General features: G+C 66.2%; 13 protein-coding genes. 7 read left to right on the top strand and 6 right to left on the bottom strand.

The window, feature by feature from the left end; translation table 11 throughout:
- Positions 1–140: 140 nt before the first annotated feature.
- From helR to ACX3O0_RS02345, 3 genes are all read left to right on the top strand, one after another.
- Positions 141–2,291: an RNA polymerase recycling motor ATPase HelR gene (gene helR / locus ACX3O0_RS02335; RefSeq protein ID WP_459106665.1), complete on the top strand. Its 2,151-nt coding sequence runs from the start codon at positions 141–143 to the stop codon at positions 2,289–2,291.
- Between the two features lie 20 nt (positions 2,292–2,311).
- Positions 2,312–2,605, top strand: a complete 294-nt coding sequence (locus ACX3O0_RS02340; RefSeq protein WP_459106666.1) for a hypothetical protein — start codon at positions 2,312–2,314, stop codon at positions 2,603–2,605.
- 110 nt (positions 2,606–2,715) lie between these two features.
- Complete coding sequence (locus ACX3O0_RS02345) at positions 2,716–3,444, top strand: YidC/Oxa1 family membrane protein insertase (RefSeq protein ID WP_459106667.1); 729 nt, start codon at positions 2,716–2,718, stop codon at positions 3,442–3,444.
- Here ACX3O0_RS02345 and ACX3O0_RS02350 read toward each other — a convergent pair.
- Positions 3,416–3,946: an SRPBCC domain-containing protein gene (locus tag ACX3O0_RS02350; protein WP_459106668.1), complete on the bottom strand. Its 531-nt coding sequence runs from the start codon at positions 3,944–3,946 to the stop codon at positions 3,416–3,418. The genes ACX3O0_RS02345 and ACX3O0_RS02350 overlap by 29 nt on opposite strands.
- Positions 3,943–4,281 (bottom strand): ArsR/SmtB family transcription factor, encoded by a 339-nt coding sequence (locus tag ACX3O0_RS02355; protein ID WP_459106669.1) that lies wholly within the window; start codon positions 4,279–4,281, stop codon positions 3,943–3,945. Before ACX3O0_RS02355 ends, ACX3O0_RS02350 begins: the two co-directional genes overlap by 4 nt.
- Positions 4,282–4,333: 52 nt before the next feature.
- Here ACX3O0_RS02355 and ACX3O0_RS02360 point away from each other — a divergent pair, with 52 nt between their 5' ends.
- Both ACX3O0_RS02360 and ACX3O0_RS02365 read left to right on the top strand, forming a co-directional pair.
- A complete protein-coding gene (locus ACX3O0_RS02360) occupies positions 4,334–4,630 on the top strand; it encodes an antibiotic biosynthesis monooxygenase family protein (protein ID WP_459090651.1) in 297 nt (98 codons plus the stop codon).
- 29 nt (positions 4,631–4,659) lie between these two features.
- Positions 4,660–5,598, top strand: a complete 939-nt coding sequence (locus ACX3O0_RS02365; protein ID WP_459106670.1) for a DMT family transporter — start codon at positions 4,660–4,662, stop codon at positions 5,596–5,598.
- A gap of 140 nt (positions 5,599–5,738) precedes the next feature.
- On the opposite strand, the gene ACX3O0_RS02370 is transcribed toward ACX3O0_RS02365, so the two are convergent.
- The 4 genes from ACX3O0_RS02370 to ACX3O0_RS02385 all read right to left on the bottom strand — a co-directional run bounded on the left by ACX3O0_RS02370 (position 5,739) and on the right by ACX3O0_RS02385 (position 9,149).
- Positions 5,739–6,788: a zinc-dependent alcohol dehydrogenase family protein gene (locus tag ACX3O0_RS02370; protein WP_459106671.1), complete on the bottom strand. Its 1,050-nt coding sequence runs from the start codon at positions 6,786–6,788 to the stop codon at positions 5,739–5,741.
- 123 nt (positions 6,789–6,911) lie between these two features.
- Positions 6,912–7,964 carry a chaplin family protein gene (locus tag ACX3O0_RS02375; RefSeq protein WP_459106672.1) on the bottom strand — a complete coding sequence of 351 codons (1,053 nt, stop codon included), beginning with the start codon at positions 7,962–7,964 and terminating at the stop codon, positions 6,912–6,914.
- A 100-nt stretch (positions 7,965–8,064) separates the two neighbouring features.
- On the bottom strand, positions 8,065–8,769 hold the full coding sequence (locus ACX3O0_RS02380; protein ID WP_459106673.1) for a hypothetical protein: 705 nt from the start codon (positions 8,767–8,769) through the stop codon (positions 8,065–8,067).
- A gap of 146 nt (positions 8,770–8,915) precedes the next feature.
- Positions 8,916–9,149, bottom strand: a complete 234-nt coding sequence (locus ACX3O0_RS02385) for a hypothetical protein (RefSeq protein ID WP_459090660.1) — start codon at positions 9,147–9,149, stop codon at positions 8,916–8,918.
- Between the two features lie 147 nt (positions 9,150–9,296).
- Between ACX3O0_RS02385 and ACX3O0_RS02390 the strand changes: the two genes are divergently transcribed.
- Together ACX3O0_RS02390 and ACX3O0_RS02395 are read left to right on the top strand one after the other, a co-directional pair.
- On the top strand, positions 9,297–12,218 hold the full coding sequence (locus tag ACX3O0_RS02390) for a helix-turn-helix transcriptional regulator (protein WP_459106674.1): 2,922 nt from the start codon (positions 9,297–9,299) through the stop codon (positions 12,216–12,218).
- Complete coding sequence (locus ACX3O0_RS02395; RefSeq protein WP_459106675.1) at positions 12,218–15,103, top strand: helix-turn-helix transcriptional regulator; 2,886 nt, start codon at positions 12,218–12,220, stop codon at positions 15,101–15,103. Before ACX3O0_RS02390 ends, ACX3O0_RS02395 begins: the two co-directional genes overlap by 1 nt.
- The last annotated feature ends 48 nt before the right edge of the window (positions 15,104–15,151 follow it).

Raw genomic sequence — 15,151 nt, forward strand, 5'->3', positions numbered from 1 at the left:
AGGGCGTTTTCACACCCTTCCATTCTTAATTTATAGCTGACAGGGGGGCTTGTGGCAAGGCCCCCCTAGTACCGCAGAATTGTCCGTCGACGCCGGAATCGGGCAATTGGAGTGGTGAGATGCGTGCAGGTGTAAACCCCATGATCGATAGGGTCTTCGAGCTTCCGGAACGCCTCGCAGCGAAAGATGACCCGAAGCTGATTGCCGCCGACGAGCAGCATTTCGTGGCCATCGCCACGAGCCTCGAGCAGGCGATCGCCGAGCTATCCGACCGCCTGGGCGACGTGCGTAAGCAGCCGGGAGGTACCGGCCAGGCAGCGCTTGAGCGGGACCTGGACATCCACCGGATGACGGCCAGGCTCCGAGCGCTGCGCCGCTTCGGCCTGGACCTGTGCCTCGGGCGCATCGTCGATGCAGCCGGCTCCGAGCCTGTGTATGTGGGGCGACTCGGACTCACCGACCGCGATGGCCGCCGATTGCTGCTCGACTGGCGTTCCCCAGCGGCCGAACCGTTCTTCGGGGCGACGCACGCCAACCCGATGGGGCTCGCGAGCCGCCGCCGGTATCGCTGGACGGCTGGCCGGATCACCGACTATTGGGACGAGGTGTACACGCCGGACGGGCTCGGCGGCAACGCCGCACTGGACGACCAGTCCGCCTTCATCGCGAGCCTCGGAAGCAACCGGTCGGATCGGATGCGGGATGTGCTCGGCACCATCCAGGCAGACCAGGATGCGATCATCCGCGCCGGGTCCCGTGGTGCTCTCGTCGTCGATGGGGGCCCCGGAACAGGAAAGACTGTGGTCGCGCTGCACCGCACCGCCTACCTGCTGTATTCGGATCCGCGCCTCGGGCACCGCCGGGGCGGGGTTCTCTTCGTCGGACCGCACCAGCCGTACGTCGACTATGTCTCCGATGTGCTGCCCGGGCTGGGCGAGGAAGGAGTGGAGACCTGCACGTTGCGAGACCTGGTGCCTGGAGGCGCCACCGCAACGGTCGAAACCAACCCCGAGGTGAGCCGCCTCAAAGCATCGGCGGCCATGGTGGGGGCGATCGGGGCGGCCGTCAGGTTCTACGAGCAGCCGCCGACCCAGGGGATGACTGTCGAGACGCCGTGGTCGGATGTCTGGCTCAGTACTGAGGAGTGGGCCGAGGCGTTCGACGCGCCAGAAGGCGGTACTCCGCACAACGAGGCGCGCGAGCAGGTCTGGGAAGCGCTCATCGACATCGCCGCCGACCGGTTCGATGAAAATGAGGTACCGCCGCACCTGCTGCGCCGGGCCCTCGCGCAGAACGAGGAGTTGAGCCGGGCATTCACCCGCGCGTGGCCGCTGCTCGACCCGGCCGGTGTGGTCACAGACCTCTGGTCGGTGCCCGCCTACCTCCGGCATTGCGCCCCGTGGCTCACCGCCGAGGAAGTTGGGCAGCTGCAGCGTCGTGACGGAAAAGCGTGGACGGTGTCCGACCTGCCGCTGCTGGATGCGGCACGGCAACGGATTGGCGATCCGGGCGCCTCCCGTCGCAAACGGCAACTCGAGGCGGTGGTCGCGGCCGAGCGGGAACGGATGGACAGGGTCGTCGACGAGCTGATCGCTGCGGAGGCGCACGACGACGGTGAAGGGTTGATGACGATGCTGCGCGGTGAGGACCTCCGCAACACCCTGGACGACGAAGCCGCGCTGCCCGCCACCGACCCTGACCTGCTCGCCGGACCATTCGCGCACGTCGTCGTCGACGAGGCGCAGGAGTTGACCGACGCGGAGTGGCAGATGCTGATCATCCGCTGCCCGTCACGGAGTTTCACCATTGTCGGTGACCGGGCGCAGGCACGGCACGGGTTCACCGAGTCGTGGGAGGAGCGGCTGGGGCGGATTGGGCTCGACCAGTTCACCGTGGCTTCGCTGAGCATCAACTACCGCACGCCAGAGGAGGTCATGGCAGAGGCGGAGCCGGTGATCCGGGCGGTGCTGCCGGATGCCAACGTGCCCACCTCCATCCGCAGCAGCGGAGTTCCCGTCAGGCACGGGTCGGTTTCCGAGTTGGGTATCATCCTCGACGCGTGGCTGGCCGAGCACGCCGAGGGTGTGGCCTGCGTGATCGCCGCCGGCGACCCGCTGCACGACACGCTCCCATCGCGCGTTCGCATGCTCACTCCGGAGCTGTCGAAGGGGCTCGAATTCGACCTGGTCATCCTGATCGACCCGGAATCGTTCGGCGACGGCATCGAAGGGGCAGTCGATCGCTATGTCGCGATGACCCGGGCGACCCAGCAACTGGTCATTCTGACCTGATGGCGGGTTACCCTGTACCCATGAGTTGGCTCAGGCAACGACTCGTCATCATCATGACGCTGTCGTTCCTCGCGCTCGTCATCGCGCAGGCGGAACCTTCCGGACTGCTGGCGGCCGGCCTCGCTACCATCCTGGTTGCGGCAGCATTGAGCGCTCGCCACGCCGCCGTCGCGGTGCGATCCCTGGAGCTCACCGTTGGTTCACGCGCGCGGGAGCACCGCGAGGTGCTCAGCGTCATGCCGGAACCACGGCACCCGAACACGGCGGGCCGACCCCGCACCCGAGCACCCGCGCAGCCGCCTCCGGCCGCGTAGAACCCACCGCTCACCCAGTCTCCACAAGACGGAGAGTCTCCACAGACGGGAGCGGATGCTTCGCGGCCAGCAGGCCACCAACATCCGCTTCGACTGCAAGGACTTCTCCCGTGGATTTCTATTCGTTCGCCCCGATCGCTGCCGTGCTCGACACGGCATATAACGCCGTCACCGCGCTCATCACGCTGCTGGACCCGATCACCGGTGCCGCCAGTGCGACGGCCGCCATCGTGCTCATCACCCTCCTCGTTCGCACCGCGCTGATCCCAGTCGGCGTGTCTCAGGTGCGCGCCGAGTTCACCCGCAAGCGGCTCGCTCCCCTGCTGCAGGAGTTGCAGCGCAAGTACAAGAAGAAGCCGGAGGTGCTGCAGCGCAAGACGATGGAGTTGTACGCGGCCGAGAAGGCCTCGCCGCTGGCCGGATGCCTGCCGACGCTCCTGCAGGCGCCGGTGCTGTCCACGGTCTACGGCCTGTTCATCCTCGGCAGCATCAATGGCCACACGAACGCGCTGCTCAGTGAGCGGCTGCTCGGCGTTCCCCTGGGTGCGTCGCTCATCTCGGGGCCGGGGTGGCCCGGCGCACTAGTCTTCGCCGGGATCATGGTGGTGCTGGCTGTTGTCGCCTGGTTGTCGCGGCGCATCGCAGTGAAGAACGCACCGACTATGACGGATGCCGCTCCGCCCGCCCTGCAGAACCTCGCCGGCCCGCTCAGCTGGTTGCCATTCCTCACGGTGGTGTTCGCGGCGGTGGTGCCCCTTGCCGCCACGCTCTACCTCGCGTTGACAACTGCCTGGACCCTGGTGGAGCGGATCATCCTGAGGCGCCTGCTCGCGCCTTGAACCGTTCGGCCCACGGCGCTTCGAGCTGCGTGTGGCGCTCGTCCCAGTCCATGCCCGGAGTGCGTGTCGGGTCGGTGACCGATGACGGTGCTGCGCCCACCAGGTCATCGAGCTGTTCGAGGTAGGTCTGCCAGCCGGCCCCGTACCGCTCGTCGCGAACGCCTTCGTGCCGCAACACCAGGCGCGTACCATCGGCGACCGTGTCGAGGGTGACTCGCAGGGTGGTGGGCTCATCGCCGACGACGTGCCAGGAGGTGACAAAAGCGTGCGGAGGAGTGCATTCGGACACGGTTCCCGTGCAATACAGGTCGCCGGTGCTACGGAACACCCGCCAGGTGCCGCCGAGCTTCAGGTCGCCGACGTATGTCTCCATCCACCGCGCGATGCGGTCCGGGTCGGTTACCGCCGACCAGGCATCGTCGATGTCGGTGGCGAGTACGCGCTCGAATTCGAGGTCGACACCGTTGTCACGCGGCGTGATGCTGCCGAAGATTGTGGTCACGATCGTTCTTCCTTTCGATTCCTCTTGCCTCGAGCTATCTCGGTGTCGAGGGCGTCGAGGCGCTGGTTCCAGAGGGAGCGGTAGCGGTCGACCTGCCCCTGGAGCTGGTCGATCACCGCCTCCTCCAACCGGTAGATGCGACGGGCCCCAGCGGGGCGGGCACTGACGAACCCGGCCTCGCGCAGCACCCGCAGGTGCCGGGCGACAGCAGGTTGGCTGATGCCGAACTCCTGCTCGACCACCCGCGAGACGTCGCCCGCCGGCTGATCCTGTGCCGCGAGCAACTCGACCAGTCGGCGCCGAACCGGATCTCCGAGGATGTCGAGTGCGTGCATGCGAGAATCATATAACACGTAGGTTATAGCCACAAGTGTTTAGGCTGGGCGGATGATCACCGAGCACGCACTACTGCCCGTCAAGCCGGGCCTCGAAACGGAGTTCGAGGAGGCGTTCGCATCCGCTCGCCTCATCATCTCCTCGATGCCCGGATTCCGCGGTCTGACCCTGTCGCGGGGCGTTGAGAGCCCGAGCAGCTACCTGCTGCTGGTCACCTGGGACAGCATCGAGGCGCACGAGGTCGGCTTTCGCGGCTCGGGCGAATACCAGGAGTGGAAGCGGATGCTGCACCACTTCTACGACCCGTTCCCGGTTGTCGAGCACTACCGCCGGGTGGCCAGCGCGTAGGGGGGTCGAAGCTAGGGCATGATGAGGCTGTGCCACGTCATGTCATGTTCGGTCTCGGTGCCGGCGCTCTGTGGGGGCTGACCTTCATCGCCCCGGTGTTCCTCGGCCCGTTCACGACCCTCGACCTCACGGTCGTGCGCTACCTGATCTTCGGGATCGTCTCGGTCGCCGCGCTGATGGTGCTCCGGTTCAACCCGTTCAAGCGCCTGGATGCTCGGGGCTGGTGGCGCATCATCGGGCTCGGCCTCGCCGGCAACACCCTCTTCTACCTGGCACTGTCGAGCGGCGTCGCGTTCGCCGGCTCGGCGCCGGTCGCGTTGATCATCGGCACCCTGCCGATCGCCATGATCGTGGCGGGCAACATCCGCCGGAAGACGGTTTCCTGGGGCCGCCTCGCCGGACCGATCGCCGTGCTGGCTGCCGGCCTCGGGTTGACCGGACTGGCGGCGATGGAGGGCGAGGGCGGGGCGCCCGGTTCGCTCGTTCCGCTGGGGATCGTCCTGGGGCTGGTTGCCGTGTTCTCCTGGCTGGCCTACGGCATCGTGAACGCCGAATACCTGGTCGACAACCCGGAAACCGGCGTCATCCTGTGGACCAGTCTCACCGGGATAGGCACGCTGATCACGGTGCCTCCACTGGTCATCGCAGCGATCGTGGTGGGTCGCGTCGAACCGGTCGTCGCCGGCGATGTGCCGGTGCTCCTGTTCTGGGGACTATTGCTCGGACTCGGCTCCACCTGCGTGGCAACCTGGCTCTGGAACAAGGCCAGCTCCGGCCTGTCCACGACGGTGCTGGGGCTGCTGGTGGTGTCGCAGACAGTGTTCGCGATGATCTTCGTCTGCCTGCTCGAAAGCCGCCTTCCGACCCTGGCCGAAGCCGCGAGCATCCTGCTCATCGTGATCGGTGTCGGCTGGGGGCTCCGCGCTACGTCAGGGGCTGGGGTCAGCAGCGACGCTGCTTTCCGCTAGAACGACGGTGAAGGAAGAGCCCGTGGCCCGGGCCCTGCGGCCTAGCGCCGTTACGACTGCGGGAATCGAGGAGAAATCGGCGGCAAGCGCTCGAGAAGTCCTCGAATCCATGCGGATGCCGGATTCCTCCTGCCGTAGCGCTACGGGCGGAGCAGCACCTTGGTGGCCCGGCGCTCATCCATGGCGGCGTACGCCTCGGCCACCTCTGACAGTGGCAACTCGAGGTCGAAGACGCGCCCAGGGTTGATGGCCCCGGTGAGCACCTCTGGCAGCAACTCCTCGATGTAGCCGCGCACCGGGGCGACGCCGCCGTTCACACCGACGTTGTTGTTGAAGAGTCGACGTACGGGAAGCTCCGGTCCGCCGTTCGGCACACCGACGTAGCCGACCATGCCGCCGGGCCGGGCGCTGCGAATGGCCTGGTCCATCGACTCTTTCGTGCCGACGCACTCGAGTACGCAGTCGGCGCCGACACCGTCGAGCATGTCGTTGATCCGCTCGACACCCTCGTCGCCGCGCTCCTCCACGATGTCGGTTGCCCCGAACTCGCGGGCGATGACCTGGCGATCGGCGTGACGTGACATGGCGATGATGCGCGACGCCCCGAGCCGCTTGGCGGCGAGCACCGCGCACAGCCCGACCGCACCATCACCCACAACCACGACGGTGCTGCCGGTGGTGACGCCAGCGGAGACGGCCGCGTGGTGACCGGTGCCCATGACATCCGCCAGCGCCAGCACGCCTGGAACCTGGTCGTCGTCAGGCATGGTCGGCGTGGCGACAAGCGTGCCGTTGGCGTTGGGGACGCGGATGCGCTCGCCCTGGGCGCCATCGGCGAAGGCCCCGGACTGGTCATCCGACCCCCACCAGCCGCCGTTCAGGCATGATGTGGTGACGCCATTCCGGCAATTGATGCAGGTGTTGTCGCAGTGGTAGAACGGCGCTATCACGAAATCGCCGACCTGCACGGCCGTGACGTCGACACCGACCCGCTCGACGACACCGACGAACTCGTGACCGATTCGCCTCGGCGCGTGGACGGGCGTCACACCGCGATAGGGCCACAGGTCGGAACCGCAGACACAGGCCGCGACCACCCGCACGATCGCGTCACTGCCGGTGGCCAGCTCCGGATCGGGTACTTCTTCCAGGCGGATGTCCCGTTCACCATGAATCACCGTTGCACGCATGCACCCCAGCGTATTGCGGCAGCCCGTTGTGTGCTGGGGGCACGGCACAGGGACACCGCGCGGGCGCACGGCACCGGATGCCGCCAGCGGGCCAGCGGCATCCGGTGTCAGGTCGGCGGAGAACTAGCCGATCGCGTACCCCGTGCGCTTGGCGGCAACCAGCGCAAGACCGGTTCCCAGCATGAGCGCGATCCCCCCGATGAGCGGCAGGGTCTCAACCCCTGTTGCCGCGAGCATCATCGCCGGAGTCAGTGCTGCCGTCGCCATGAGCGGGGTGAAGCCACTCATGGCGATGTCGGTACCGGCATCCGTCACCGTACCTTCGTTGTCGACCGCGGAGTCAACTTCGACCGGGGCGAAGGCGTCCAGGGCGATGGCCCTGACCACCGGGCCTTCAACAGTCGGCTCACTCAGCAGGCCATCGTCAACGACGGGAGTTGCCAGCAGCCCGTCATTGATGAATCCCATCCGCACGATTGGTTCGCCGATCATGCCGTCATCGAGCAGCCCGTCGAACAGTCCGACTTCCACGAGGCCGTCATCAAGCAGGCCATCTTTGAGCAGACCATCCTCGAACAGGCCATCCTCGAACAGGCCATCATTGAGGATGTCCTCATCGAGGAAGCCGCCACTGAGGATTCCTCCATCGATAGGCGAGTCATCGCGGATTACCGCGACGTCATTGCCACCGACCATGATCGGCACATCGACGTCTGGTGCTACCTGATTGCCGCTGGCAATGCCGTCGTCACCCGTGGTGGTGGCGGCGGCGCCCTCGGTGTCCCCTTCGGAGGTGGCGCTTGTCTGCGTCCCGTCCGTGGAACTGTCGCCGAGGACGCTGATGGCATTTCCGCTGGCGACGATCGGCGCGACAACCTCCGGCATCACCTGGTTGCCACCGAGGATGGCGTCTTCACCGCTGGTCGTGCTGGTGGTCGCGGCAGCGTCGCTACCGCTTGGCGCCATCGTGGTGTCCGAACTCTCGCTGTCACCGAGAATCGAGATGGCGTTCCCGCCGATGGTCACCGGCAACTCGCCGAGGATCCCGACTTGGTTTCCGGATGCGACGCCGTTCTCACCTGAGGTGTCGGCAGCGTTCGCTGCCCCGGCGCCGAGGACGGTCAGGCCGCCCACGAAGAACGCTCCCCAGAGCGCTCGAGAAACTGCTTTATGCATGATTTCACTCCTTGAGACTGATGTGGTCATGCCCTCGCACGGCCTGCAGCCGTCGAGAGCGAGGTTCGTTTCCTGCGCCAGAAGGGCAGGGCGAACCCCATCAGCCAGGGGAGGTGTCGCTGTCGAAGGTGGGGGAGGAGGGCAGGGTGAAGTTCTCCCAGGCAGCGGATGCGCCGGCCGGCGTCAACGAGTCGACCGCCGTCGGCATCGCGGCGACCAGGGTTGGTGCACCGGTGCCCTGGTTCGGCGTGGACGGCGGAGCCGGCACGGGCTGCGTCGGCACCATCGGTTGCGGTGGAGCGTGATGGGAGCCAGCCGCGGGAACGTGTGCGGCCCCGGTATCGAGGGCAACAGACGTCAATGCCACCGCGACTGGCTCCGGCTGGTCCGCGACAACGGCTGAAGGCGCCGCCGCGGCGGGAATAGTGATGGATTCGCTGAGCTGGCTGGTGAGGCCGAGTGAGTCCGCCGAGTCGGCCACGACGCCGTTCAGTAGCTGCATCGTCTTCGCCACGATCGGAACCTCAAGAACCGGGGTGGCAACATCCGTCACCACTGGGGCGACAACATCCGCCGCAACGGGCTCGACTTCGTGCTCAGGTCCGATGAGCCCGGCCGGCAGAACCACCTCGTTGACCGTGGCGGCGAGCGTTCCGAGCAGCGAGCCCGTGTCCATGTCGTCGTTCGCGGCGGCCGGGGTGCTGCCGGCGAAGATGGAGAGCACAAGCCACACGAACGCGGCCAGCACGGAGAGGAGCAGGATTCGCCCGGCGGAGAGCACAGGCTGCCCAAGGTCCGGTTCCACGCTCGTCACCCCCTGCGCTTCGTCAACTGCGCCGATGCACCTGACCGTAGGCCGGGTAGACGGATCAGTCTATGATTTACAGGTTTTACTCAGTAAGGTTCGCCCAGTGAAACGAGGTGGCCTGCGCGGGCTTGGGGTATCACTGCTTACTGCTCCGGAATCCAGCTGGCGGCACGCACCCCCGCGCCGGTGAAGTTGTCGCAGCGCACGTACTGGTCGCCCACCCGCATGAGCAGGCAATTACCGGAACCGAGCGACGGCTGCGACTGAGTCGGTGATCCGGGGTGTTCAGCGGCGGCAACGGGTGCAGCGCTGCCGCCGACGATGAGGATGGCGCAAAGAACGGATGCTGTCCAATGGCCCTGCTTCGAGTGGTACATGATCGTGGCCTTCCGATAATTGAAAATTTGATCAGTTCAGGCTCCATCCGGTCGGGACCTGTTCACATCAGGCATTCCCCCTCAGATCCAGCGGGAGAACCCTCAGGTTGACCCGCCATACGCCCGGAACGGTGCAACACTGGATTGGTGGCCGCCCGTCCTGGCACAACCGGCCCTCTTCTGGTGGGGCGCTCCGAGGAGCTGGCCACTATCCGTGCCCTTGTGGACCGTGCCACCGCAGGAGAAGCCGGCGCGCTGCTGGTCTCGGGCGATCCCGGGGTGGGAAAGACCGCCTTGGTTCAGCAGGCGTGCGCACAGCTGCAGCCGGACACGATTGTGCTTTCCGGCGCAGCGTTGCCGTTGACGACCATGTCGGTTCCGTTTCTCGCCCTGCGGTCAGCGCTCCGTAATCGCGCGAGAAGTGATGGCTGGTCCTTTTTCCAGCCGGGCCAATCCTTGGTCGATGTTCCGATCCTGTTCGACGAATGGTTGGAGGATCGGTGCCGGGAACACCCTGTCGTTCTCGTTATCGATGACCTGCACTGGGCTGACCAAAGCACTCTGGACGTGTTGATGTACGTGCTGGCCGGACTAGAACATCGACGGTTGGCGGTGATCACCACCATGCGCGGCAGCGAGATGTTGGGTGACGGCCATCCGCTGCAGCGTTGGCTGGCCGACATCCACCGCCTTCCCCGCATCCAGCACCTGATGCTGGAACCCCTCGATCGGGTCGCGACCGATGCTCAGTTGACCGCACTCCTCGGCGTTCCGCACCGGTCGCTGGTGGAGGAGGTGTTCAGGCACACGCTCGGAAACGCCTACCTCAATCGCCTGCTTGTTGTCGGCGTCTCCCCGAGCGCGCGCCACCTGCCCCCTGGCCTGCCGGCAGACCTCAAGTCGGCGATGCTGCAGTCATGGCGCCGGCTGTCCGCCCCGTCGAGGGAAATTTCTCGGGTGCTGGCGGTTGGCGGACGACCATTGCACGCGAGTGAACTTGGCGACGTTGTTGGCCCGGCGGTCCATGGGGATGTTGTGGGGATGTTGCGCGAGGCAGCCGAGAACGGCATTCTCGATGTCGCGCCGGATGGCGCCTACTGGTTCCATCACCCGTTGAACGCCGAAGTGCTCGAACAGGGCTTGCCGGACGAGGAGCGCCAGCGATTGCATTCGGCATTCGCGGAGTATTCCGAGAGGCGGCTGACGACCGCCCCGGAACCGACCGTTGAGCTCATGGTGGCGCTCGCCGACCACCACGACCAGGCGCGGCACCCTGCCGAAGCGTATCGGTGGGCCTTAGCCGCATCCGCTGCCGCAGGCCGAGCGGGTGGGGTTGCAGAAATGCTCCGGCTGCTGAGGCGGGCGGTCGCGCTGAGGGACCAATTGCCGGAGGCGGCAGAAAGCAGACAGGAGCTCCTGCTCCGGTTGCGCGCGGCCGCCGCAAGAACCGGTGAGCATGTGGAAGAACTCAAGGCAATCGAGTCATTGCTGGATGGCCTTGACCGTGACGCACAGCCACTCCTGGCCGCCGAGCTGTTGGTCCGGCGGATGCAGCTTCGCTTTCTGAGCGGGCTCGCCTTCCTGGCACCGGATGAGATGCGCGAAGCTGTTCGGCTGGCCGCAACGGAGCCGCACAGCTGGCAGCACGCGCTGGCGCTGGCCGAATTGGCGCACGCCGAAAGCTGGGAGGACAACCCGGATGTGACAGCTCACGCCGAACAAGCGCTCGCCCTGGCCAGGGCCGCAGGCGATTCGCGCGCGTTGAGCTATGCGCTGACAACCAAGTCCGTGGTTGCGATACGACGCGGGCGAAGGCAGGAGGGACGCGCTCTCGCGATCGAGGCCCAGGATGCGGCTTTGCTGGTGGGCGAATATTGGGCATACTGCCACGCGGCAATCTGGGAAGCCAACGCTGCCGAGATGTGGCCGAGTCGTCTGTACTCCAACATGTTGCGCGGGCATCGCGAAGAGTTGATGGCGTTGGGTGCGCCACACACGTACATTGCCTTTCTCTCAGCCGCGGAAGCGGGCAGCTGGTTCAGCATCGGCGAATGGCGTGAATGTCTGCATCGCATCCGGGTCGTGCTTGGCTCCGATCCCGGGCCGCTTGCCGATGTCGCCGCTCGGCTGGCGGCGGCGCACCTGGCCGCATGGCAAGGACGAACGGTCGAGGCCGAAGCCCACTTGGCGCGCGCCGATGAGATTTTTGCCGAGAGCTCCTCCTTCGTCAATCTGGAGTTTGCCGCTTGCCGTGCGGAGGTCTGCCTGGCCGCGGGCAAGTCGGCGGAAGCCTTCGACGCCGCGATGGCCGGCGCAACATCGCCTGGGGTTGCACCGACCATGTGCGAATGGCTGATGCCCCTCGCAGCGCGCGCCATTGCCGATCAGGTGCAGACGGCCAATGACAATCGGCGTGATCCGGCCCCGCTGCTGGCACAGCTGGAGGACCTGCAGCGACGTTTCCCGTCGGTCATCCGGGATAACGATCGGACCACCGAGCTGGGGGAACGCCACATAGACGCGCTGAACCAGCTGTACGATGCCGAGGCTGGCCGTGCGCGTCACGATCCTGACAACGGCGCCCATTGGATTCGAGTTGCGGACGCCTGCCGGGTGGCGACGCTCGCCTGGGAGGAGGTTTACTCGTGTTGGCGGGCGGCCGAATCCGCGCTGGTCCATGGGCGAAATCGCCGTGAGCAGGCGGCATCCGTTCTCCGCAGGGGACTTGACCTTGCCGAGAAGCTACAAGCACGGGCGATTCAGTTCGAACTCGAGAACCTTGCCGGTACCGCCCGGATTCGCATCGATCGTGTGGCCTCGCTTCCGGTGCCACCGAACCAGCGCACAGAGCTTGCCGGGCTGACCACTCGCGAACGCGAAATCCTGGTCTACATCGTCGCCGGCCGTACCTACGGTGAGATCGCACGCGCGCTGGTGATCAGCGAGAAGACCGTCAGCTCGCACGTGTCCAACCTCCTGAGGAAGACCGGGGCATCCAACCGAGTGGATCTGTCCCGGCTGGCCTCCATCGGCAGCAGCAGGTCGACGAGAGACGCTGAGGCGGAGTGATGACCGGCCCTGTTCGGGTGGGGCGCTCCGAGGAGCTGGCCACTGTCCGTGCGCTTGTGGACCGTGCGATCGCGGGAGAAGCCGGCGCGCTGCTGGTCTCGGGTGACCCTGGGGTCGGAAAAACCGCATTGGTGCAGCAGGCGTGCGCGAGCCTCGACGCCGACGTTCTCGTCCTCCTCGGCGCAGCGTTGCCCATGACCTCCATGGCTGTGCCCTTCCTGGCCATTCGCTCCGCCGTTCGAAGCGCAGGCGGCGCGGGGAACTCGTTGTTCGGGGTGTCACAGTCCACATCCGACATTCCCGATTCCTTCGATTCCTGGCTGAGCAACCAGTCCCTTGAGCGCCTCGTAGTTTTGGTCGTCGACGACCTGCAGTGGGCAGACCAGAGCACTCTGGACGTGCTGATGTACGTGCTGGCTGGCCCCGCCGATCGCCGGTTGGCGGTCATCGCGACCATCCGTAGTAGTGAGGTAGGGGACAGCCATCCGCTGCAGCACTGGCTGGCCGACATCCGGCGCCTGCCTCGGATTGAGCAGCTGGCGCTCGGGCCGCTCGACCGTGCCGGAACGGATGCCCAGCTGACCGCCCTGCTCGGGGCACCCCACCAGTCGCTGGTGGAGGAAGTTTTCACGCATACGCGCGGCAACCCTTACCTCAGTCGCCTGGTAGTAGCCGGCCTTCCGCCCGGCGCGCGCCACCTGCCGTTTCCCTTGCCGCCAGATCTGAAATCCGCGGTCTTACAGTCGTGGCGTCGGCTGTCCGCACCAACCAGGGAACTTACTCGTCTTCTGGCGGTTGCTGGACGACCCTTGCGCGCGAACGAACTGGACGACGTCGCTGGCTCGGCTGCAGGCATTCGACGCGTATCGAGCATGCTCAGCGAGGGAGCGGAAAATGGCCTCCTCGATGCCGGTCCGGATGGAGCGTACTGGTTCCGACACCCGCTGAGCGCCGAGGTGCTCGAACACGGCCTTCCGGAAGACGAACGACAGCGCCTCCATTCCGTCTTCGCGGACTTCTACGAAAGGCGGCTGGCGGTAGCTCCGGAACCAACCGTCGAGTTGCTGGTGGCGCTCGCCGACCACCACGACCAGGCAGGGCACCTTGCTGAGGCCTACCGGTGGACGCTGCGGGCATCCGAGGCTGTGGGGCAAGTGGGCGGTGTGAGCGAGATGCTGCGCCTTTTGCGACGAGCCGTTGCCTTGAGGAAGGAGCTTCCGGAGGCGACCCCGAGCGAGCAGGAGCTGTTACTCAGGTGGAGGACGGCCGCCGCCGATGCAGGAGTGCATGAAGAGGAGCTTCAGGCGATCGAGTCGCTGATTGATGGTCTCAGCCCGGAGAAGCATCCGCTGGTTGTGGCCGAACTGCTGGTGCGGCGGATGCACCTGCGCTTTGTCACCGGGAGAGCGTTCATGAACCCGGATGAAATGAGTGAGGCAGTGCGTCTCGCGTCGGCGGTGCCACGCAGTTGGCAGCTCGCTCTGGCCCTGGCCGAACTTGCCCACGCCGAAAGCTGGAGCGGCGCCCCTGGTATGGCGGCGCACGCAGAGCAGGCGCTGGCCCTGGCCAGGACTGCGGGAAACCCTCGCGCACTGAGCTACGCGCTGTCTGCCAATGCTGTCGCGGCGATCCACCGCGAGCATGGAGCGGAAGCGCGCGCTTTCGCTGTCGAAGCACGAGACGCGGCCGTGCAGGCCCGTGACTACTTCGCCTATTGCAACGCCGTAATGTGGGAAGCCAACGGGCTGGAGACGTGGACCAGCCACCTCTACGCCGAGCTGCTGCGTGGGCATCGTGAAGAACTGACGACCCTGGGAGCGCCACACACCTATGTCGCGCTTCTCTCGGCGAACGAGGCGGCCAGTTGGCTCAGCGTCGGCGAATGGCAGGAATGCCTGCGTCGTCTTCGCGTCGTATTCGGCTCAGATCCCGGGCCTTTCGCCGATGTCAGTGCCCGGTTGGCTGCGGCACGGCTGGCGGCCTGGCAAGGGCGACTTGGAGAGGCTGAAGCCCACCTGGCGAGGGCGGACGAGATTTTCGCGGGGAGTTCCGCGTTCCTCAACTTCGACTTCGACGCGTGCCGCGCCGAGGTGTGCCTCGCCGCTGGCAAGCCGGAGGCCGCCGTCGAGGCGGCGATGGCCGGGGCAACCTCGCCGGGGGTCCCGCCGACGATGTGCGAGTGGCTGATGCCTCTCGCGGCGCGCGCCATCGCCGACCAGGTTCAGATCGTCAGGGATGCGGGAAGCGACCCCGCCCTCTTGCTTGCGCAACTGGACGACATCCTGGAGCGCTTCCCCTCCGTGATGCGGGATATCGGCGAGTCAACGGAGCTGTGGGATCGTCAGATCGCGGCACTTAATGACGTGTACGCTGCCGAGGCCGGTCGAGCGCGCCAGGATCCAGGCAACGGTGAGGGGTGGGTGCGCGCGGCAGAAGCCTGTCATGCCGCAACATTGGCGTGGGAGGAGCTGTACTCGTGTTGGCGTGCGGCCGAGTCTCTGCTGACCCGTGGACACCACGATCGTGAGCTGGCGGCATCCGCTGTTCGCAGGGGCCTGGACCTTTCTGAAGAGTTGCAGGCCCGGCCGATCCGAACGGCGCTCGAAGACCTGGCCATAAGCGCAAGAATTCGGATCGATCGGGTCGACTCGAACCTGAGAGTGGAATCGGGAACTGCCCTCGCGGGATTGACCCGGCGCGAACATGAGATTCTCGATCACATCGTCGCCGGCCGTACCTACGGCGAGATCGCACGCGCGCTGGTGATCAGCGAGAAGACCGTCAGCTCGCACGTGTCGAACCTGCTGAGGAAGACCGGGACGTCCAATCGAGTGGATCTGTCCCGGCTGGTCATGGCTGCCAGCCACCGCTCCGGGCGAACCTGAGGGTGCCGTCCGTCCGGGAATAATTGGGAAATGCAGCCCGTTGCACAG

The sequence above is a fragment of the Homoserinimonas sp. A447 genome (genome assembly GCF_054489325.1).